Origin of the sequence: Amycolatopsis sulphurea, from assembly GCF_002564045.1 — a bacterium.
Classification (GTDB): Bacteria; Actinomycetota; Actinomycetes; order Mycobacteriales; family Pseudonocardiaceae; genus Amycolatopsis; species Amycolatopsis sulphurea.
In genome coordinates this window covers 572863-592428 of record NZ_PDJK01000002.1, presented here as the reverse complement: position 1 = coordinate 592428, position 19566 = coordinate 572863, and the positions used below count along the sequence as shown (strand labels likewise).

At 68.8% G+C, this 19566-nt stretch carries 17 protein-coding genes, 1 pseudogene and 1 riboswitch; of the genes and pseudogenes, 16 read left to right on the top strand and 2 right to left on the bottom strand.

The features are described 5' to 3' along the window. Nucleotides 1-3: 3 nt before the first annotated feature. Nucleotides 4-2124 (bottom strand): HelD family protein, encoded by a 2121-nt coding sequence (locus ATK36_RS08740; RefSeq protein WP_098510805.1) that lies wholly within the window; start codon nt 2122-2124, stop codon nt 4-6. 123 nt (nt 2125-2247) lie between these two features. Between ATK36_RS08740 and rsmD the strand changes: the two genes are divergently transcribed. The 10 genes and pseudogenes from rsmD (at nt 2248) to ATK36_RS08690 (ending at nt 9588) form a co-directional block, all read left to right on the top strand. Then, the gene (rsmD, locus tag ATK36_RS08735) at nt 2248-2814 is read left to right on the top strand and encodes a 16S rRNA (guanine(966)-N(2))-methyltransferase RsmD (protein ID WP_211291837.1); all 567 of its coding nucleotides are present in this window, start codon (nt 2248-2250) and stop codon (nt 2812-2814) included. Between the two features lie 52 nt (nt 2815-2866). Continuing rightward, nucleotides 2867-3349 (top strand): pantetheine-phosphate adenylyltransferase, encoded by a 483-nt coding sequence (gene coaD / locus ATK36_RS08730; protein ID WP_098510803.1) that lies wholly within the window; start codon nt 2867-2869, stop codon nt 3347-3349. Nucleotides 3350-3495: 146 nt separating this feature from the next. Then, a pseudogene (locus ATK36_RS08725) lies at nt 3496-3942 on the top strand (guanyl-specific ribonuclease); the annotation flags it as partial. A gap of 246 nt (nt 3943-4188) precedes the next feature. Further along, a complete protein-coding gene (locus ATK36_RS08720) occupies nt 4189-4914 on the top strand; it encodes a DivIVA domain-containing protein (protein WP_098514737.1) in 726 nt (241 codons plus the stop codon). Nucleotides 4915-4952: 38 nt separating this feature from the next. After that, entirely contained in the window at nt 4953-5570 is a 618-nt protein-coding gene (locus ATK36_RS08715; RefSeq protein ID WP_098514736.1) for a YceD family protein, read from the top strand. Between the two features lie 74 nt (nt 5571-5644). Next, nucleotides 5645-5827 (top strand): 50S ribosomal protein L32, encoded by a 183-nt coding sequence (rpmF, locus tag ATK36_RS08710; protein WP_020661787.1) that lies wholly within the window; start codon nt 5645-5647, stop codon nt 5825-5827. A gap of 13 nt (nt 5828-5840) precedes the next feature. Continuing rightward, complete coding sequence (gene rnc, locus ATK36_RS08705) at nt 5841-6593, top strand: ribonuclease III (protein ID WP_211291836.1); 753 nt, start codon at nt 5841-5843, stop codon at nt 6591-6593. 203 nt (nt 6594-6796) lie between these two features. Further along, a complete protein-coding gene (gene mutM / locus ATK36_RS08700; protein ID WP_098514735.1) occupies nt 6797-7660 on the top strand; it encodes a bifunctional DNA-formamidopyrimidine glycosylase/DNA-(apurinic or apyrimidinic site) lyase in 864 nt (287 codons plus the stop codon). Between the two features lie 250 nt (nt 7661-7910). Next, nucleotides 7911-8234: a PadR family transcriptional regulator gene (locus ATK36_RS08695; protein ID WP_098510800.1), complete on the top strand. Its 324-nt coding sequence runs from the start codon at nt 7911-7913 to the stop codon at nt 8232-8234. Between the two features lie 106 nt (nt 8235-8340). Next, nucleotides 8341-9588, top strand: coding sequence for a DUF1700 domain-containing protein (locus tag ATK36_RS08690; protein ID WP_098510799.1), 1248 nt, complete (start codon nt 8341-8343; stop codon nt 9586-9588). A gap of 269 nt (nt 9589-9857) precedes the next feature. Here the strand turns inward: ATK36_RS08690 and ATK36_RS08685 are convergent, their stop codons facing one another. Then, nucleotides 9858-10379, bottom strand: coding sequence for a YflT domain-containing protein (locus ATK36_RS08685; protein ID WP_098510798.1), 522 nt, complete (start codon nt 10377-10379; stop codon nt 9858-9860). A gap of 212 nt (nt 10380-10591) precedes the next feature. Between ATK36_RS08685 and ATK36_RS08680 the strand changes: the two genes are divergently transcribed. From ATK36_RS08680 to gcvT, 6 genes are all read left to right on the top strand, one after another. Continuing rightward, a complete protein-coding gene (locus ATK36_RS08680) occupies nt 10592-11956 on the top strand; it encodes a glutamine synthetase family protein (protein WP_170069668.1) in 1365 nt (454 codons plus the stop codon). Beyond that, nucleotides 11937-12650, top strand: a complete 714-nt coding sequence (locus ATK36_RS08675) for a gamma-glutamyl-gamma-aminobutyrate hydrolase family protein (protein ID WP_098510797.1) — start codon at nt 11937-11939, stop codon at nt 12648-12650. Before ATK36_RS08680 ends, ATK36_RS08675 begins: the two co-directional genes overlap by 20 nt. Nucleotides 12651-12859: 209 nt before the next feature. Beyond that, the gene (locus ATK36_RS08670; RefSeq protein ID WP_098514733.1) at nt 12860-14254 is read left to right on the top strand and encodes an aldehyde dehydrogenase family protein; all 1395 of its coding nucleotides are present in this window, start codon (nt 12860-12862) and stop codon (nt 14252-14254) included. A gap of 31 nt (nt 14255-14285) precedes the next feature. Next, nucleotides 14286-15053, top strand: a complete 768-nt coding sequence (locus ATK36_RS08665) for a 3-oxoacyl-ACP reductase (protein WP_098510796.1) — start codon at nt 14286-14288, stop codon at nt 15051-15053. A gap of 374 nt (nt 15054-15427) precedes the next feature. Continuing rightward, a riboswitch (glycine riboswitch) is annotated at nt 15428-15526 on the top strand. Nucleotides 15527-15569: 43 nt separating this feature from the next. Then, complete coding sequence (gene gcvP / locus ATK36_RS08660; RefSeq protein WP_098514732.1) at nt 15570-18401, top strand: aminomethyl-transferring glycine dehydrogenase; 2832 nt, start codon at nt 15570-15572, stop codon at nt 18399-18401. A gap of 4 nt (nt 18402-18405) precedes the next feature. After that, a complete protein-coding gene (gene gcvT, locus ATK36_RS08655; RefSeq protein ID WP_098510795.1) occupies nt 18406-19566 on the top strand; it encodes a glycine cleavage system aminomethyltransferase GcvT in 1161 nt (386 codons plus the stop codon).

The following is a 19566-nucleotide window of genomic DNA, read 5'->3' as shown; positions in this document are numbered from 1 at the left end:
CGTTCAACGCTGTGGGAGCCAGTCAGGGTCCGAAGCGAGCACGATCAGGTGCTGCGTGGCGCGCGTCAACGCGACGTACAGCACCCGGCGTCCGGTCGAGGACTCGGTGACCAGGTCCATCGGCTCCATGAGTACGACCGCATCGTACTCCAGGCCCTTCGAGTCGAGGCTGCCGACGACCTTCAGGCGTTCGTCGGTCTGCCCGTCCAGCCAGTGGGCAACCTCCTCGACGCGGTCCATCGCGGTGATCACGCCCACAGTGCCCTCGACGGTGCCGAGCAGCTCCTTCACCGCCGCCTGCGTGGCGGTGGCCATCGAGGTGGCTTCGACCGGCTGTACTTCGGGCACGATGCCGGTGGTGCGCACTGCGACAGGCAGCTCGTCCGCCTGCGCGTGCCCGGTGACCACCTTCGCGGCGAGATCGAAGATCTCCGCCGAGTTGCGGTAGTTCGTGCGCAGTGTGAAGCGGCGCCGGGTGGTCTTCAGCCCGAAGGCCTGGTCTCTCGCCTGCGCCGCTTCGGCCGGATCCGGCCACGAACTCTGCACCGGGTCGCCGACCACGGTCCAGCTCGCGTACTTGCCGCGACGGCCGACCATCCGCCACTGCATCGGCGACAGGTCCTGCGATTCGTCCACGACCACATGCGAGTACTCGTCGTAGTGTTCCGGGCGGTGCGGGGCGCCACCACCGACGCGGTCCGGCGCGACCTCGACCACGGTCTGCCTACGGCGACGCTTCGGCTCCGGGCCGACCAGTACGCGCAGCTCGTCGAGCAAGGCCACGTCGGCCACGGACCAGCCACGCGAGCGGTCCGCGAAGTCTGCCGCCAGCAGGCTGATCTCGGCGCGGCTCAGCACGCCCTTCGCGGCCGAGGCGAGCCGCTTCTCGTCGCCGAGCCACTTCAGCACCTGCGCGGGGTACAGCACCGGCCACCACACGACCAGGAACCGGTGGAAGTCGATCCGCTCGCCCAGGTCGTTGATCAGCTCCGCGCGGTCGAGCTCCTTGCCGTCCGCCTTCGCGTACTCCTCGGCCTTGTCCGCGAGCGCGCCCAGCAGCAGCTCGGCTACCCGTACGCGGGAACGGTTCGGCGGCGCGCCTTGCGTGTGCGCCTTGCGTCGCACCTTCTCCAGCTCACGTCCGGCGAGTTTGAGGACCTCGCCGCGGTAAACGACGCGTAGCTCAGCGGGCGCCTCCGGCGGCGTGTCCCGCAGCGCGCGCAGCAGCACCTTTCGTATCCGCAGCGAGCCCTTGATCGCTGCCAGCGCGGAGGTGTCCTGCCGGGTGGCTTCAAGACCGTCGAGTACTTCGCCGAGCGCGCGCAGCTCCACGTTCGTCTCGCCCATCGACGGCAGCACACGGGAGATGTACGTGGTGAAAACGCCGGACGGCCCGATCACCAGAACGCCTGCGCCACCAAGCTGACGTCGGTGCCGGTACAGCAGGTACGCGGCGCGGTGCAACGCGACGGCGGTCTTGCCGGTCCCCGGGCCGCCGGTGATCTCCGTGACGCCCCGCCACGGCGCGCGGATGACCTCGTCCTGTTCCTTCTGGATCGTGGCCACGATGTCGCGCATCTTCTCGCCGCGAGCGCGGCCGAGCGCGGCCATCAACGCGCCTTCGCCGACGATCTGCATCTCTTCGGGGACTTCGTCGGCGATCAGCACGTCGTCGTCCACGTCGAGCACGTTCTGGCCGGAGCAGCGGATCACGCGGCGGCGCACCACGTCCATCGGCTCTTCGGCGGTGGCCTGGTAGAAGGCCGCGGCGGCGGGCGCGCGCCAGTCGGTGACGAGGTTGTCGAACTCGGTGTCGCGGATGCCCAGCCGGCCCACGTAGATCCGCTCGTGGTCACGATGATCGAGACGGCCGAACACCAGGCCCTCGTACTCCGCGTCGAGCGTCTGCAGGGTCTGGTTGGCGTGGTAGACCATCATGTCCCGCTCGAAGAGCATGGACGCCTGTTCGAAGATCGCCTCGCGCTGTGCGCCCTGCCCGAGTTCGTACCCTTTGGCCCGCATCGCTTCGGCCTGGACGCGCAGCTCCGCCAGCCGCGTGTAGACCCGGTCGACGTGGGCCTGCTCGACGGCGATCTCCGCCCGTCTCACCCGCGGTTCCGACACGCAAACGCTCCTAAACAGCTCGGTCGCCTCTGGAGGGCGAAGGAAGACTTTACGCGCCCACGTGCGAGTGCTTCAGCAAGTACTGCCGAAAGACACATCACAGGACTCGGCGAAGATGGCGAGGTGACGAGGATCGTGGCGGGCATCGCAGGGGGCCGGCGGCTGAAAGTGCCGCCGAAGGGTACGCGCCCCACCTCCGAGCGGGTGCGCGAAGCGCTCTTCAACGCCCTCGAAGTAGCTGGTGAGCTGGACGGCGCACGGGTGCTCGACCTGTACGCCGGGTCCGGCGCGCTCGGTCTCGAAGCGCTCTCGCGCGGCGCTGCGGAGGCGTGGTTCGTCGAGGCCGACCGTCGGGCTGTCGACGTGCTTCGCGGCAACGTCGCGGATCTACGGCTCGGGGGCACCGTCCGTGCCGGGCAGGTGGAGACGGTAGTCGCGGGTCCGGCGACGGTGGAGTTCGATCTCGTCCTCGCAGACCCGCCGTACGCGGTCGACCCAGCAGCGCTCGGCATGGTGCTCGCCGCGCTCCACGACAACAGCTGGCTTGTCGACGGTGGGCTTGCGGTGATCGAGCGCGCGTCGCGGGACGGAGCGCCGACATGGCCCGACGCGTTCGTACCGACGCGCGACAAGCGGTACGGCGACACGGCGCTCTACTGGGCTGAGTACCACCGTTCATCGACGGTGTGACGCAGTCGTCACGAGATGCACGTGGACCGTCGCGGCTTGGTAGCGTCCGCGCATGCGTCGCGCGGTATGCCCCGGTTCCTACGATCCGGCCACCAACGGGCACCTCGACATCATCGAGCGGGCCTCGGCCCTCTTTGACGAAGTCGTGGTGGCAGTGGGGGTGAACAAGAGCAAGAAGGGCCTCTTCAGCGTCGAAGAACGCATGGAGATGCTGCGGGAGATCACCGCGAAGCTGCCCAACGTACGCGTCGATTCGTGGCACGGCCTGTTGGTGGACTACTGCCGCGACAACGACATCGCAGCCGTGGCGAAGGGCCTGCGGTCGGTGAGCGACTTCGACTACGAGCTGCAGATGGCCCAGATGAACCGGGAACTGACCGGACTGGAAACGCTACTGATGGCGAACAACCCCGCGTACGGCTTCGTGTCCAGCTCGCTCGTCAAGGAGATCGCAGCGCTCGGCGGTGACATCGAGAAGCTCGTGCCGCCGGTGGTGTACGAGCGGTTGACCGCGGTGTTCGCGAAGAAGGACTGAAACGCCCGCTCTGCGCATTGTCGGAGACGTCGCCGTACGCGGGTTAGCCCGAACGGACTCCTACCTTCGTCGGAACTTCGCGCGTCGCCGGACACTGTTCACCTCATGGCATCCTCGCGACCATAGCCGCGGGTTACGGTCCGAAAATGACCAACCATCGATCGCGTATAGCCGGTGTCCTGTTCACATTGATGGTCGCGTTCCTGGGGTTCGGTTCGGCCGCGGAGGCCGCACCGCTCGCCCCGGTGGCCGCACCCGCCGTGCAGGCCTCCCCGGCGCAGAACTCCTGTGGTGACCTCTCCGGGTTCAAGCACGTGGCGCTGTCCTCGCTGCCCGCCCAGGCCACCGACACCTACCAGCTGATCCTCAAGGGCGGGCCGTACCCGTACCCCAAGAATGACGGGGTTGTGTTCACCAACCGCGAAGGCATCCTGCCGTCCTGCGCTTCGAGCTACTACCACGAGTACACGGTGCCCACGCCGGGCGCGAGCAACCGCGGCACCCGCCGGATCGTGACCGGGGAGGGCGGCGAGTACTTCTACACCGGTGACCACTACGCCTCCTTCCAGGTGATCGACATCGACGGTGGCGCCGGCAAGGCGGCAAGGGCCGCGTGATCTCCGGCAAGGGCGCCTGTACCCCGTACGGCTACGTCGCCTTCGAGAAGCTTGACGGCACCGCCTGACCTGCGTACGGCCGGTGCCATCGCGCCCGCGGCGGGACGGCACCGGTCACCGGGGAAAAGGACACGCCCGATCGAGTGTGCGTTCACCGGTTCAGGCTGCGAAGCGGGCAGACTGGACCGCAGCGAACGGGGATATCTGCTTGAGGGAGTGGCCGTGTACCGGGTTTTCGAGGCGCTCGACGAGCTCGTCACGATCGTCGAAGAGGCCCGCGGGGTGCCCATGACGTCCAGCTGTGTGGTGCCCCGGGGTGATGTCCTCGAGCTGCTCGACGACGTGCGCGACGCGTTTCCCGGCGAAGTGGACGACGCGCAGGACGTGCTCGACAAGCGCGACGACCTGCTGCACGCCGCGCGCAAGGAGGCCGGTGAGACCGTCGCCGGCGCGAACGAGGAGGCCGAGCGCACCGTCTCCGACGCGACGTCGGAAGCGGAGCAGATTCTCGCCGACGCCCGTGCCCGTGCCGAGCAGATGCTCGCCGACGCGCACAACGAAGCCGAGCGCATGGTCGCCGGTGGGCAGGCCGAGTACCAGAACCTCACCGAGCGCTCCCGTGCCGAGTCCGAGCGGATGATCCAGGCCGGCCGCGACGCCTACGACCGTGCGATCGAGGATGGCCGCGCCGAGCAGGCCCGGCTCGTTTCGCAGACCGAGGTCGTCCAGGCCGCGCACGCCGAGTCCGCGCGCATCGTGGACGAGGCACACGCCGAAGCCGACCGCCAGCGCGTCGACTGCGACGCTTACGTGGACGGCAAGCTGGCCGAGTTCTCGGAGCTGCTCGCGACCACGCTGCGTACCGTCGATTCCGGCCGCAACCACCTGCGCGCCCCCGGCAACGTCGGTGGCGGCTCGCGCCCGACGCTGTACGACTACCAGGTCTGAGGCCGTCCGCGCAGGCGCCCTGCGTATTCTTGGGCGTGATGTCCGAGAACCCTGATCGCACCCCCCGCCCTGCGCAGCTCGACGACCGCAGCCCGTGGGTGATCGACACCCGTGAGCTCGGCCGGCACGCGGGGCTGAGCCGTGAGCTTCGCCGTTCCGCGCCGGTCGAGACCGCGCTGGGCGTGCCCGGCGTGCTCGAGATCCCCGCCGGCACCCCGGTCGAGCTGGACCTGCTGCTCGAATCCGTGGTCGAAGGCGTGCTGGTGAGCGGCACCGCGCAGGCCGCCGCGACCGGCGAGTGCTCCCGCTGCCTCGACCCGGTGACCGAGGACGTCGAGGTCGAGCTGACCGAGCTGTTCGCCTACCCCGGCTCGGCGACCGAGGAGACCACCGAGGAGGACGAGATCCCCCGGCTGGTCGACGACCGGATCGACCTCGAGCCGACGGTGCGCGACGCGGTCGTGCTGGCGCTGCCGCTGGCCCCGCTGTGCCGCGAGGACTGCGCCGGGCTGTGCTCGGAATGCGGCGTCAAGTGGGCCGATCTCGAGCCCGGACACGGGCATGAGAAGATAGATCCTCGGTGGGCCGCGCTCGTCGATCGTATCGACGGGAACGCGGGCGGAAAGCCTGCGCACGGCTCCGGAGAGCAAGCCTGACGAGCGTCCAGCTCGATCCGGGAGAAGTCAGTTCGCTCGCGAGCGCGAGCAGACCGTTTGAAGGAGATCTACTCGTGGCCGTCCCGAAGCGGAAGATGTCGCGATCCAACACGCGCTCCCGCCGCAGCCAGTGGAAGGCGGCTCCGGTTCAGCTGGTGCCCTGCTCCAACCGCGCCTGCCGGCAGCCCAAGCTCCAGCACATCGCGTGCCCGGCTTGCGGCCAGCACAACGGCCGCCAGGTCGTCGAACCCGCCTGACGGGCAGGCTGTCATGGGGGGTAAGCCCGTCGGAGGACCGGCGCCGGATCCCGCACCCTTGCTCGAGGCGCTCGGGGCCGTACTCGACCCCGAGCTGCTTCGCCTGTCGCTGACCCATCGCTCGTACGCGTACGAGAACGGCGGGCTGCCGCCGAACGAGCGGCTGGAGTTTCTCGGCGACGCGGTGCTCGGCCTGGTCGTGACCGATCATCTCTACACCACCCATCCCGATCTGCCCGAGGGGCAGCTCGCGAAACTGCGGGCCAGCGTGGTCAACATGCACGCGCTGGCCGGGGTCGCGCGAGGACTCGGCGAGGGTGGGCTCGGTGCGCACCTGCTGCTCGGCAAGGGCGAGGAACTCACCGGCGGACGGGACAAGGCGAGCATTCTCGCCGACGGTCTCGAAGCCGTGATCGGTGCGGTCTACCTCGCGCACGGCATCGAGATCGCGCGCAAGCTCGTGCACCACTTGTTCGACGGCCTGCTGGCCGAGGCTCCGCTGCGGGGTGCCGGTCTCGACTGGAAGACCAGCCTGCAGGAGCTGACCGCCTCCGCGGGGCTCGGCGTGCCCGAGTACCGCGTCGAGGACACCGGGCCGGACCACCGCAAGGAGTTCACCGCCACGGTGTACGTCGGCGGCCGCCCGCTCGGCGGGGGGGCCGGCACCACGAAGAAGGAAGCCGAGCAGAAGGCGGCCGAGACCGCCTGGCGCGCGCTGTCCGAAGAACTCGGCACCGGCGACGAGGACACCTCCACCGAGAGCTGAGAGATCTCTGCGAACGGGGCCTGCCGGCACTGCGCCAGCCGGCCCCGTTTTCGCATACCCGGGCTTTCCGGGGCCAAGGCTGTGAAGGGGCCCTTGACGGACTCTGATTCCGTGAAGGGGCCCTTCACGGACTTGGCGGCGGGAAAGTGACTCGCGGGGCACTGGTGCCGGAACTGTCGGGGCCGGTGGGCAGAATGCACGCCATGCCCGAACTACCCGAGGTCGAGACCGTCCGTGCCGGTTTGCAGGCTCATGTGGCCGGTCGCACCGTTTCCTCGGTCGAGGTGCGGCACGAGCGCGCCATCCGCAGGCACGCCCTCGGCGCGGCCGACTTCACCGGACGGCTGGCCGGGGTGACGATCGCCGCCGCGCGGCGGCGGGGCAAGTACCTGTGGCTGGAGCTGTCCCACGGCGAGGCGGTGCTCGCGCATCTGGGCATGAGCGGCCAGATGCTGGTGCAGCCCGGCGAGGTGCCGGACGAGAAGCACCTGCGGGTGCGGGTCCGGTTCGCCGACGGCGGACCGGAGTTGCGGTTCGTCGACCAGCGCACGTTCGGTGGGCTGGCGCTCGACGACCTCGTCGAGGTCGAGGGGGAGACGCTCCCGGGCACCATCGCGCACATCGGCCGCGACCCGATGGATCCGCGGTTCGACCCGGTCGCCGCGGTGCGCGCGCTGCGTTCCCGCCGGACCGAGATCAAGCGGGCGCTGCTGGACCAGACGCTGGTCTCCGGGATCGGCAACATCTACGCGGATGAAGCCCTGTGGCGGGCGAAGCTGCACGGCGCCCGGCCAGCGGATCGGCTCACTGCGGTGCAGGGCCGCGCCGTGCTCGAAGCCGCCACCGACGTGATGTCGGCTGCGCTCAAGGTCGGCGGAACCTCCTTCGATGCGTTGTACGTCAACGTGAATGGGCAGTCGGGGTACTTCGAACGTTCGCTCGCCGCGTATGGGCAGGAAGGATTGCCGTGTGACCGTTGCGGCACCGCGATCCGCCGGGAGCCGTTCATGAGCCGGTCGTCGTACTTCTGCCCGAAGTGCCAGCGGAGACCTGGCAGCCGCCGCTGACCGCAGCGCGGTCCGGGGTGCTGCTCTCCGGTCGCCTGCGGTCCGCGCGCAACGAGCTGTGTGCGCGACTCCGCGGAGCGTTGAAGTCTTCGCGGCCCATGATGATCGACTTTCGTCGGCCGGTCGATGGATATGCCCTGCTCGCGCCGGACGCGCGAGGTCCACGCTGCTGCTCTGCCTCTTGGCCTAACGCCGTGCGCACTACTTCGTTATGCGTGGTACCGTTCCACGCGTCAGACCGGGAGGTGTCGTGGAGATCAGTCAGCTGCTCAAGGGAGTGCTGGACCTGGCTGTGCTGGCGGTGCTGCGGGACGACGACGGCTACGGCTACGACGTGCTTCGAAGACTTCGTGTCGCCGGCTTGGAGGAGGTCGGCGACGCATCCGTGTACGGCACCCTGCGGCGGCTGTACAAGGCGGGGCTGCTGACGTCGTACGTCGTGCCGAGTGAAGAAGGCCCGCATCGCAAGTACTACAGCTTGAACGAGCCGGGGCGGCGACGGCTCACCGAATCGGTGAGTACGTGGCGGAGCTTCGCTTCGGCAATGGAAAACCTGCTCAAGGAGGCGAAATGAGCGCACAGCCGTGGCAGTCCGCTCGTGTCGCCGATCGGGTGGGGAAGCCCTGCGCGGCATCGGGCAACGCCGGTCGTGAAGCGGGGAAGACACGGGGAGGCGCAGGATGAGTACGGAAAAGCCCACTGCCATGCGGGTGTACCTGGCCAGGGTCCGCACCGCGCTCGGCGATCTGCCTGAGGCGGAGATCGAGGAGGTCCTCGAGGACGTCCGGACGCATCTGGCCGAGATAGAGGTGGAGCTGGGTGCGTCAGCGCAGGTCGAAGCGCTCGTCGAGCGGCTCGGCACGCCGGAGAGCTACGCGGCTGAACTGCGGGTGGCGGGCGGATATCCGCCCGCGCCGAAGGATGCGGAGGTGGCCACTCCAGTGCCGGAGAAGGCGCCCGCCGGGTTGCTGGCGCCGCGGATCGCCTTGTGGGGCATGGCGCTCGTCACGGCGGGGATGGCGCTGATGGCCTTCTCCGCGGCGGTGCGTATCGATCCGGACGCGCTGCTCGGGCTGCTCCTGCTGGCGCCGGTGTTCGTGGCGAGCCTGTGGGCGTTGCTGCGCCGCGGGATCCAGCCGGTGCTGGAGCTGCCGGAGGTGACCGGCCTGCGGAACGCGCTGCGGAAGTGGCGGGAAGGCAGCGGGGAACGTGCGGCCGGCTACCTCCGGTCGTTGAAACCGGCGTGGTGGGTGATCTGCGCGGTGGTGCTCGTGCTGTTCGGCCTGCTGCTCATGGTGCGGCACACCACCGCCGCCGCGCTGTTGCCGTTCCTGGTGGTGGCTGCGGCCGCGGTCGTGTGGGCCGGCCCTCGCGCTCCGGAGGACCGCCGGTTGATGTGGTTCGTGGTGCCGGTTTCGGCGTTCGTGGTCGGCGGGATCGTCGGCGGCTTCGGCGCGGCGGTCTCCCGGATCTCCCCGAACAACGGCGCGTACTACTCGGACGCCACGTCCTACGCCGCGTCGGGGGCGGACAACTACGGCAACCAGCAGCTGCGCTTCGGCGACGAAGAGCTGCGGAACGTGTACGCGTTCGACGCGTCGGGTAAGCCGCTTGAGGACGTCTACTTGTACGACGACCAAGGCCGACCGCTCACGATCACCCGGTACGGCTGCGAGCAGGACACCGGCACCACTATGCGGCGCGACGCCGACAACCGCTTCCCACGGCCGAAGATCGTCGAAGGTGTACAGGACAGCCGCGGCAACGTGAACGGCTACAACAGCACCAGGGCCTACTGCCGTGAGGAGAGCGGAGTTCCGTTCGTGGCAGCGATCCCCAAGCCGCCGGCAAGCACGCCGCCACACAGCGGCCCGGAGACATCAAGCACTCCGGCACCGCCGACCCAACCTGCGCCGCCGATGAGGTAGCGCCGCGTGGGGCCGGGGGAGCAGCGTCGGGGCTGCTTCCCCGGTTCTTCGCTCACCTGGTGATCGGGCGGTTCCGGGGAATGTCAGCCGGCGGGTCACTGGTCGCGGACTCCAGCAGGGGTGAGGAGAGCTTTGTGCCGCGGATCGGCCGGGGATGGGTAGGCCGGAGCACGCGCGGTCGGCCTGAGGGCGAGTGATGGCCGCCGGGGTCCGCAGGTGGCGGTACCCCGGCGCGCTCGTCAGGTGCGTGAGGGCTCGGGTGTCAAGGCTCAGTGCGTGAAGGCCGAGCGGGCGGCGAGGTCGGCCAGCAGCTGGCGGCCGCGTTCGGCGTTGCGGGGCTGGGAGAGCACGTCATAGCGCTGGGCGACCAGCTGGCTTTGCGAGACGAAGCCGCGCTTGTTGCGGTTGGCCGCGTAGCCCAGCGCGCCGAACAGCAGGTTGAACGCGATGCCCGCGACGAGGCCGAGCACGATCGGCACCAGCCCGGCACCCGGGTTGAGCATGCTCAGCACCAGCCCGAGGAACAGGCCGAACACCGCACCGGACACGGCCGCGCTGCCGAGCATCTTGCCCCAGCTCATCCGGCCGGCGATGCGTTCCACCAGCATCGGCTGGATGCCGACGATGGTCACGTCGGTGACCGGGAAATCGGCGCCGGCGAGGTGGTCGACCGCCTGCTGTGCCTGCTCGTAGGACTCGTAGGACCCGATCGGCCACCCGGTGGGCAGCGTGGGGAACTGCGGCCGCGCGGGCTGCTGGCTGAACGTGGTCTGTGTGAATGCTTCTGTCATCCCTCTCACCTCTCTTGCCGGGTCCAACGTACGAGACGGCCGGTTTGGTCCCGGAACGGGCCGATTCACAGATTTTTCTCAGCCGGGCATCCCGGACAGAGCAGGCACCCGTGAATGGGTCTAGAACATACCTTTGCCCGGATTGACCACAGGCGCACCGGCCGGTAGGAAGAACCCGCAAAGGATCCCATCCGAACCTTTGGGACGGTGTGATGGCAGGCAGGCGAGGGTTGCTCACGCTGGACGCGCTCCGGGACCGGGTGGCTGCGGGCACGATCGACACGGTGCTTGTCGCGATCACCGACATGCAGGGCCGGCTTCAGGGCAAGCGCTGTTCGGCCGAGTACTTCCTCGCCGAGGTCGTCGACCACGCCACCGAAGCGTGCAATTACCTGCTGGCCGTCGACGTCGACATGAACACGGTGGACGGCTACGAGATCTCCTCCTGGGAGCGTGGCTACGGTGACTTCGTGCTGCGTCCGGACTTCAGCACGCTGCGCGAGATCCCATGGCATGAGGGCACCGCACTGGTACTTGCAGACGTCGAGCGGGTTCAGGGCGGGCCCGTGTCGGTGTCGCCGCGGCAGGTCCTGCGTCGTCAGCTCGACCGGCTCGCGGAGCGTGGTCTGGTCGCGTACGCGGGTACGGAGCTGGAGTTCATCGTCTTCGACGACTCGTACGAGAGCGCCTGGGACAAGCGCTATCACGGCCTGAAGCCGGCCAACCAGTACAACGTGGACTACTCGATGCTGGGTACTGCGCGCATCGAGCCGCTGCTACGTCGCATCCGCAACGACATGGCCGGCGCCGGCCTGTACCCCGAGTCGGCCAAAGGCGAGTGCAACCCGGGTCAGCAGGAGATCGCGTTTCGCTACACCGAGGCGCTGGCGACGTGCGACAACCACAGTGTCTACAAGAACGGTGCGAAGGAGATCGCCGCGCAGGAGGGCAAGAGCCTCACCTTCATGGCGAAGTACAACGAGCGCGAGGGCAACTCCTGCCACATCCACCTCAGTCTTCGCTCGGAGTCCGGTGAAGCGGTGCTGTCCGGAGACGGTGCGTACGGCTTCTCGTCGTTGATGGAGCACTTTCTCGCCGGACAGCTGGCCGCGTTGCGTGAGCTGACTTACTTCTTCGCGCCGAACATCAACTCCTACAAGCGCTTCGTACGCGGGAGCTTCGCGCCGACGGCGATTGCGTGGGGTAGGGACAATCGCACTTGCGCGCTTCGCGTCGTCGGGCACGGCGAGTCGTTGCGCGTGGAGAACCGTGTGCCGGGCGGGGACGTGAACCCGTACCTCGCCGTCGCCGCGCTCGTTGCAGCGGGGCTTCACGGGATCGAGAACGAACTTCAGCTGGAGCCCGAGTTCACCGGCAACGCGTACACGTCTGGGAACCCCGTTGTGCCGACAACGCTTTCGGAGGCCGCTGTCGCACTCGACGGGAGCCGTATCGCGCGGGACGCCTTCGGTGACGAAGTGGTCGACCATTACCTCAACGCCACGCGCGTGGAGTTGGAAGCTTTCGAGAGCGCCGTGACGGACTGGGAGCGCATCCGTGGTTTTGAACGCCTCTGAGGCGCCTGTCATCGGTCTTACGACTTACTCGGAGCCCGCGAAGTTCGCCGTCTGGGATACCGAAGCCACCTTGCTGCATCGCGTTTACGCCGAGTGCGTTGTGGCTGCTGGTGGCATCCCGGTGTTGCTGCCGCCGGTGTCCAGTGCGTACGAGCAGCTTGTCGCACGTGTCGACGGTCTTGTGCTTACCGGTGGTGCAGACGTCGACCCGGGCCGCTATGGGCAGCAGCCGCATCAGTCGACGTACATCCGTCCCGAGCGCGACGCCTTTGAGGCTGGATTGTTCGCTGCGGCCCGTGCGTTGGGGAAGCCCGTGCTGGGTGTGTGCCGGGGGCTGCAGGTGATCAATGTCGCGTTGGGTGGCACGTTGTCGCAGCATCTTCCGGAGTCTCTTGGCAGCGCAGCGCACCAACCCGCGCGAGCGACCTTCGGCACGAACACCGTGGCCCTGAAAGCCGGTACACGGGTTGCCGCGATTCTCGGCGCTGAGGCGAAAGTGCGGTGTTACCACCATCAGGGCATCGACCGGCTCGGCGACGGGTTGGTCGCTGCCGGGCACACAGCGGACGGCGTCGTCGAGGCGGCCGAGCTGCCCGGCGGCTTTGTCCTTGGCGTGCAGTGGCATCCGGAACAGGACATCGCTGACGTACGGCTGTTCGCCGCACTGGTGAACGCCGCGGGGGAGGGTAGATGACGGCCCCATCCTGGGTGCCAGGGCAGATGACGGCAGCATCCTGCTTGCCCGAACAGACGGTTCGGGCATCGTGCTTATCGGACCGGATAGTTGCGGCATCGTGTGTACGAGAACAGATGATCGTCGCATCCCGCGTGCGAGAACAGATGACCGGCGCATCGTGCACACCGGAACAGATGGTTCCGGCATCTGGTTCGGGAAGGTGAATGATGGCAGCAGCTGAGGTCGTTTCTGCGGGTGGGAATGCGGTTTGTGAGGTGCGCAACCCGGCCACCGAGGAGGTCGTGCGGCAGGTTGCGCTCACCAGTGCCGAGGAGACGGATGCGGCGATCGGTCGTGCGCGGGCCGCGTTTCCGGCGTGGCGGGCGGTGGCTCCGGGGGACCGGGCGCGGCTGTTGCGGCGGTTCGCGGCGGCGGTGGACGCCGATCGGGAGAATCTGGCGCGGCTGGAGGTGCTGAACTCCGGGCACACCATCGGCAACGCCCGCTGGGAGGCCGGCAATGTCCGGGACGTGCTGGAGTACTACGCCGGGGCGCCGGAACGGTTGCTGGGACAGCAGATCCCGGTGCCCGGCGGGGTGAACGTGACCTTCCACGAGCCGCTCGGGGTGGTCGGCGTGATCGTGCCGTGGAACTTCCCGATGCCGATCGCGGGGTGGGGGTTCGCGCCGGCGCTGGCGGCGGGCAACACAGTGGTGCTCAAGCCCGCCGAGCTGACCCCGCTGACCGCGATGCGGCTGGCCGAGCTGGCGCGGGAAGCGGGTATCCCGGACGACGTCTTCCAGGTGCTGCCGGGCAAGGGATCCGTGGTGGGGCAGCGATTCGTGACGAATCCGGTGGTGCGGAAGGTGGTGTTCACCGGGTCCACCGAGGTCGGCAAGCAGATCATGGCGGGCTGCGCGGCGCAGGTGAAGCGGGTAACGCTGGAGCTGGGTGGCAAGAACGCCAACGTCGTGTTCGACGACGCGGATCTGGAGAAGGCTGCGGCGACTGCTCCGTACGGGGTATTCGACAACGCCGGACAGGATTGCTGCGCGCGTTCGCTGATCCTTGTACAGAACAGTGTGTACGACCGGTTCATGGAGCTTCTCGAGCCCGCCGTACGCGGCGTCGTGGTGGGCGATCCGGGCGCCGAGGCGACTGAGATGGGGCCGTTGATCTCCGCGGCGCACCACGCGAAGGTGTCCTCGTACGTCGGCGACAGTGCGCCGGTGGCGTTCCGCGGCAGCGCGCCCGAGGGGCCGGGCTACTGGTTCGCGCCCACCGTCGTGACGCCTTCAGGGCTGTCCGACCCTCTCGCGCGCGATGAGATCTTCGGGCCGGTCGTCGCGGTGCTGCGGTTTGGCGACGAGGACGAAGCGGTGCGCATGGCCAACGACACGGAGTACGGTCTGTCCGGCTCGATCTGGACCCGCGACGTCGGGCGCGCATTCCGCGTGGCGCGCGGAGTGGAGGCGGGCAACCTGTCGGTCAACTCGCACTCCTCGGTGCGCTACTGGACCCCGTTCGGTGGCTTCAAGCAGTCCGGGCTGGGTCGTGAGCTGGGGCCGGACGCCGCAGCGGCGTTCACCGAGACCAAGAACGTTTTCCTGAGCACTTCCTGAGTACCTCCTGAGTCGGAAAGGGCATGACCCGATGGTGCAGCGTTTCGAGAACCGCGTCGTGGTGATCACCGGCGGGGCGAGCGGAATCGGCCTGGCCACCGCCCGGCGGCTGGCGAGTGAAGGGGCGAAGGTGGTGATCGCCGACCTCGCCGCGGAGCCGGGCAAGGCCGCGGCCGACGAGGTGGGCGGCCGGTTCGTGGCCACCGACGTGACCGACGCCGAACAGGTCGACGCGCTGTTCCAGGCCACCGTGGACGAGTTCGGCTCGGTCGACGTGGCGTTCAACAACGCGGGCATCTCGCCGCCCGAGGACGACTCCATCCTCACCACCGGCATCGACGCGTGGGAGAAGGTGCAGCGCGTCAATCTCACCTCGGTGTACCTGTGCTGTAAGGCGGCGCTGCCGCACATGCAGCGTCAGGGCAAGGGCTCGATCGTGAACACCGCTTCGTTCGTCGCGGTGATGGGTGCGGCGACGTCGCAGATCTCCTACACCGCGTCGAAGGGCGGTGTGCTCGCGATGACGCGTGAGCTGGGGGTGCAGTTCGCGCGGGAGAACATTCGGGTCAACGCGCTGTGTCCGGGGCCGGTGAACACGCCGCTGCTCAAGGAGCTCTTCGCGAAGGACCCGGAACGCGCGGCGCGGCGGCTGGTGCACGTGCCGCTCGGGCGGTTCGCGGAGCCTGAGGAGATCGCGGCCGCGGTGGCGTTCCTGGCCAGTGACGACGCGAGCTTCATCACTGCTTCGCAGTTCCTCGTGGACGGAGGCATCAGCGGGGCGTACGTCACCCCGCTGTGATCCCGAAGGCTGTGAAGGGCCCCTTCACAGCCTTCGGATCCAGGGTGTCGGCAAAGTCGGTGTGAGGTGCCCTGCGCCGACCGCGGAGGTCCGTGAAGGGGCCTTCACGGACTCGAGACAGGTCTGGCGCACACCACGAGGTGGTCGCGCATCTCGAACACCTCCGCTTCGCAGAACGTTCCCCTCGTGGGGCGAGTGTGGCGTAGCCCGGATGAGCTGGACTGCCCTGTGAAGCAGCAGCTAGAGTGACCGGACAACGCAATATCGGGCCGTTCGAGCCGGAGCGGGAGAGCCCCCGGGCAGCAGTGCTGCCGAACGGGGCACCGAAGGAGCAAACTCCCCGGAATCTCTCAGGTACCCACTACCGCTTTCGGCGAGGCCACTCTGGAAAGAAGGCGCACCCGCGCCTCACCCAAGGTGAAAGCCGTGCCAGCGCGGTGAAACTCTCAGGTGCCCGTGACAGAGGGGGAGTTCCCAGCGCACCGCTGCGCCCGGTGCCCGTCCCGAGGAGCTCCCATCACCTCCACCTCCTTCGACACCCGCCACATCGGCCCCGGCGAGGCCGAGCGGGCGAAGATGCTCGCCGAATGCGGTTACGGAAGCCTGGACGCGCTCGTCGAGGCGGCGGTGCCCTCGGCCATCCGCGTCACCCGTGAGCTGGACCTGCCGTCGGCCGCGTCCGAGGAGGAGGCCACCGCCGAGCTGCGCGCGCTCGCGGCCCGCAACCGGCCGATGACGCAGATGATCGGTCTCGGCTACTACGACACCGTCACGCCCGGCGTGGTCCGCCGCAACGTGCTGGAGAACCCGGCCTGGTACACCGCGTACACGCCGTACCAGCCGGAGATCTCGCAGGGCCGGCTCGAAGCGCTGCTGAACTTCCAGACGATGGTCTCCGACCTCACCGGGCTGGCCACGGCGAACGCGTCGCTGCTGGACGAGTCGACCGCCGTTGCCGAGGCGGTCACGCTGATGCGCCGGGCGTCGAAGGCGAAGTCCGACGTGGTCGTCCTCGACGCGGAGTGCCTGCCGCAGACGATTGCTGTCGTGCGTACGCGGGCCGAGGCGCTGGGCATCGAGGTGCAGGTGCGAGATCTGCTTACCGGCTTGCCTGAGGAGTTCTTCGGCGTCGTCACGCAGTACCCGGGCGCTTCCGGAGTGTTGCGTGGGCGCGGCTTCTACGACGCGGTCTCCGAAGCGGCGAAGGCGGCGGGCGCGCTGTACACGGTCGCTGCAGACCTGCTGGCGCTCACGCTGGTAGCTGCGCCTGGCGAGTTCGGCGCAGACGTCGCGGTGGGCTCAACGCAGCGCTTCGGCGTGCCGCTCGGCTACGGCGGCCCGCACGCGGGGTACATCGCCGTACGGTCCGGCTTGGAGCGCTCGCTGCCCGGCCGGCTCGTCGGGGTTTCGGTGGACGCCGACGGCAACCCGGCGTACCGGCTCGCGTTGCAGACTCGTGAGCAGCACATTCGCCGGGAGAAGGCGACGTCGAACATCTGCACCGCGCAGGTGCTGCCCGCGGTACTGGCCGCGATGTACGCGGTCTACCACGGTCCGGACGGGCTGAAGTCCATCGCTGAGCGCGTACACGAGCTGGCTGCCGGTTTTGCGAACGCGTTACGTGCCGGTGGAGTCGAGGTCGTGCACGAGACGTTCTTCGACACCGTCGTTGCGCGCGTGCCCGGCCGCGCGGCCGACGTACACGCTGCTGCCCGCGAAGCGGGGATCAACCTCGGTCACATCGATGCCGACCACGTACGCGTCGCCTGCGACGAGGTGACCCGGCCCGAAACGCTGGCGAAGGTGCTTCGCGCGTTCGGTGTGGACAGCGCGCACGAAGCGGCGAAGGCGCTGCCGAGCGGTCTCGTCCGCCGCAGTGGCTTCATGACGCACGAGGTGTTCAGTACGCACCGTTCGGAAACCTCGATGCTGCGCTACCTGCGCCGCCTCGCGGACCAGGACTTCGCGTTGGACCGGGGAATGATCCCGCTCGGCTCGTGCACGATGAAGCTCAACGCCACCACCGAGATGGAGCCGATCAGCTGGCGCGAGTTCGCCGGCATCCACCCGTTCGCCCCGGCCGGGGACGCCGAGGGTTACCACGAGCTGGTCCGGCAGCTGTCCGGTTGGCTCGCCGAGGTCACCGGCTACGACCAGGTCTCGCTGCAGCCGAACGCGGGCAGCCAGGGCGAGCTGGCCGGGCTGCTCGCCATCCGCGGTTATCACCACGCGAACGGGCAGCCGGAGCGTGACGTGTGCCTGATCCCGTCGTCCGCGCACGGCACGAACGCCGCTTCCGCAGTGCTCGCCGGGATGCGCGTGGTCGTGGTCAAGTGCACCGCCGAGGGCGATGTGGACCTCGACGACCTGCAGGCCAAAGTGGACACCCACCGGGACACGCTGGCCGCGATCATGGTCACCTACCCGTCCACGCACGGGGTGTACGAGCACGGTATCGAGCGGCTGGCGAAGATCGTGCACGACGGCGGTGGCCAGGTGTACGTGGACGGGGCGAACCTGAACGCGTTGCTGGGCCTGGCGAAGCCGGGCGAGTTCGGCGGCGACGTCTCCCACCTCAACCTGCACAAGACGTTCTGCATCCCGCACGGCGGTGGCGGCCCCGGCGTCGGCCCGGTCGCGGTGCGCGCGCACCTTGCTCCACACCTGCCCAACCACCCGCTGCTCGCCGAGGCGGGGCCGGAGACCGGCGTCGGCCCGATCAGCGGCGCGCCCTATGGCTCGGCCTCGATCCTGCCGATCTCCTGGGCGTACGTACGGATGATGGGCGCCAAGGGCCTGACGGCGGCGACCGAGGTCGCGGTGCTGGCGGCCAACTACGTCGCCGCCCGGCTCTCGCCGCACTACCCGGTGCTCTACACCGGGCAGGACGGCCTGGTCGCGCACGAGTGCATCCTCGACCTGCGCGGGATCACCAAGGAGACCGGCGTGACCGTCGACGACGTCGCGAAGCGCCTGATCGACTACGGCTTCCACGCGCCCACCATGTCCTTCCCTGTGGCCGGGACGCTGATGGTCGAGCCGACCGAGAGCGAGGACCTGGCCGAGATCGACCGGTTCTGCGCGGCGATGATCGCCATCCGGCACGAGATCGACGAGGTCGCGGCCGGCCGGTGGACCGCGGAGACGAGCCCGCTGCGCGGCGCTCCGCACACCGCGGCGGCGCTGGTCGGCGAATGGACCGCGGATTACGACCGCGAACTCGCCGTATACCCCTCTGGGGTGTCCCGCCGGACGAAGTACTGGCCGCCGGTGCGCCGGATCGACGGTGCCCGCGGGGACCGTAACCTCGTCTGCTCCTGCCCGCCCCTCAACTCCTACGAAGGCTGAGTTCGTGTCGAAAGAGACGTCGCTGCACGGAGTCCATCAGGACCTCGGCGCCCTGTTCACCGATTTCGCCGGCTGGTCCATGCCGGTTCGCTACGCCAGCGAACTGGCCGAGCACAAGGCCGTCCGCGAGGCGGTGGGGCTGTTCGACCTGTCGCACATGGCCGAGATCCATGTCTGCGGCGCGCAGGCGGCCGACGTGCTCGACTACGCGCTGGTCGGCAAGCTGTCCGGCGTGAAGCCGGGGCGCGCGCGGTACACGATGATCTGCGACGCAGAGGGAGGCGTGCTGGACGACTTGGTGGTCTACCGGCTCGCCGACGAGGAGTACCTGGTCGTGGCGAACGCCGGGAACGCCGACGTGGTCGCCGAAGCGCTGTCGGAGCGCGTACAGGGCTTCGACGCTGTGGTGGACAACCGTGCCGCGACGACCGCACTGATCGCCGTACAGGGTCCGAAGGCGGTCGACGTGCTCGCCGCGGTGACCGACGCGGACCTCGGCGCGCTGAAGTACTACGCGAGCGTGCCCGCGACGGTGAAGGGGCACGAGGTATTGCTCGCCCGCACCGGGTACACCGGGGAGGACGGCTTCGAGCTGTTCGTCGCCGCGGAGGAGGCGCCCGCGTTGTGGCGACTCCTGGCCGAGGCGGGGGAGCCGTACGGGCTGGTGCCGTGTGGGCTCGCCTGTCGCGACACGCTTCGGCTCGAAGCGGGAATGCCGTTGTACGGCAACGAACTCAGCCGTGCGCTGAACCCGTTCGCGGCCGGGCTCGGCCGGGTGGTGAAGTTCGAGAAGCCGGGTGACTTCGTGGGCCGGGCAGCGCTGGCGGAGCTGGCGAAGGCGGACGTACCCCGGGTACGCGTCGGCCTGCGTGGCGCCGGCCGGCGCGCACCGCGGCACGGATATCGTCTGCTGAGCGAAGAGACCGATATCGGCACCGTGACCAGCGGAGCATTGTCGCCGACGCTCGGGTACCCGATCGCGATGGCGTACGTCGATCGGGCGTACGCCGAGGCGGGTACCCGGCTGTCCGTCGACATCCGCGGCAAAATCGAACCGGTCGAGGTCGTCGACCTGCCCTTCTACTCCCGAGCCGGAGAGCCCGGCCACCGCCCTGCCGCCACCCTCGACGGAGCGGCCGCGCCGCGCCGAAAGGATCCAAAGTAA

What these genes read in the sequence shown, in the direction of transcription:
- coaD (WP_098510803.1), top strand. Translation starts at nt 2,867, where the DNA reads ATGCGTCGCGCGGTATGCCCCGGTTCCTACGATCCGGCCACCAACGGG.
- ATK36_RS08715 (WP_098514736.1), top strand. Translation starts at nt 4,953, where the DNA reads ATGTCCGAGAACCCTGATCGCACCCCCCGCCCTGCGCAGCTCGACGAC.
- rnc (WP_211291836.1), top strand. Translation starts at nt 5,841, where the DNA reads ATGGGGGGTAAGCCCGTCGGAGGACCGGCGCCGGATCCCGCACCCTTG.
- mutM (WP_098514735.1), top strand. Translation starts at nt 6,797, where the DNA reads ATGCCCGAACTACCCGAGGTCGAGACCGTCCGTGCCGGTTTGCAGGCT.
- ATK36_RS08690 (WP_098510799.1), top strand. Translation starts at nt 8,341, where the DNA reads ATGAGTACGGAAAAGCCCACTGCCATGCGGGTGTACCTGGCCAGGGTC.
- ATK36_RS08685 (WP_098510798.1), bottom strand. Translation starts at nt 10,379, where the DNA reads ATGACAGAAGCATTCACACAGACCACGTTCAGCCAGCAGCCCGCGCGG.
- ATK36_RS08680 (WP_170069668.1), top strand. Translation starts at nt 10,592, where the DNA reads ATGGCAGGCAGGCGAGGGTTGCTCACGCTGGACGCGCTCCGGGACCGG.
- ATK36_RS08670 (WP_098514733.1), top strand. Translation starts at nt 12,860, where the DNA reads ATGGCAGCAGCTGAGGTCGTTTCTGCGGGTGGGAATGCGGTTTGTGAG.
- ATK36_RS08665 (WP_098510796.1), top strand. Translation starts at nt 14,286, where the DNA reads ATGGTGCAGCGTTTCGAGAACCGCGTCGTGGTGATCACCGGCGGGGCG.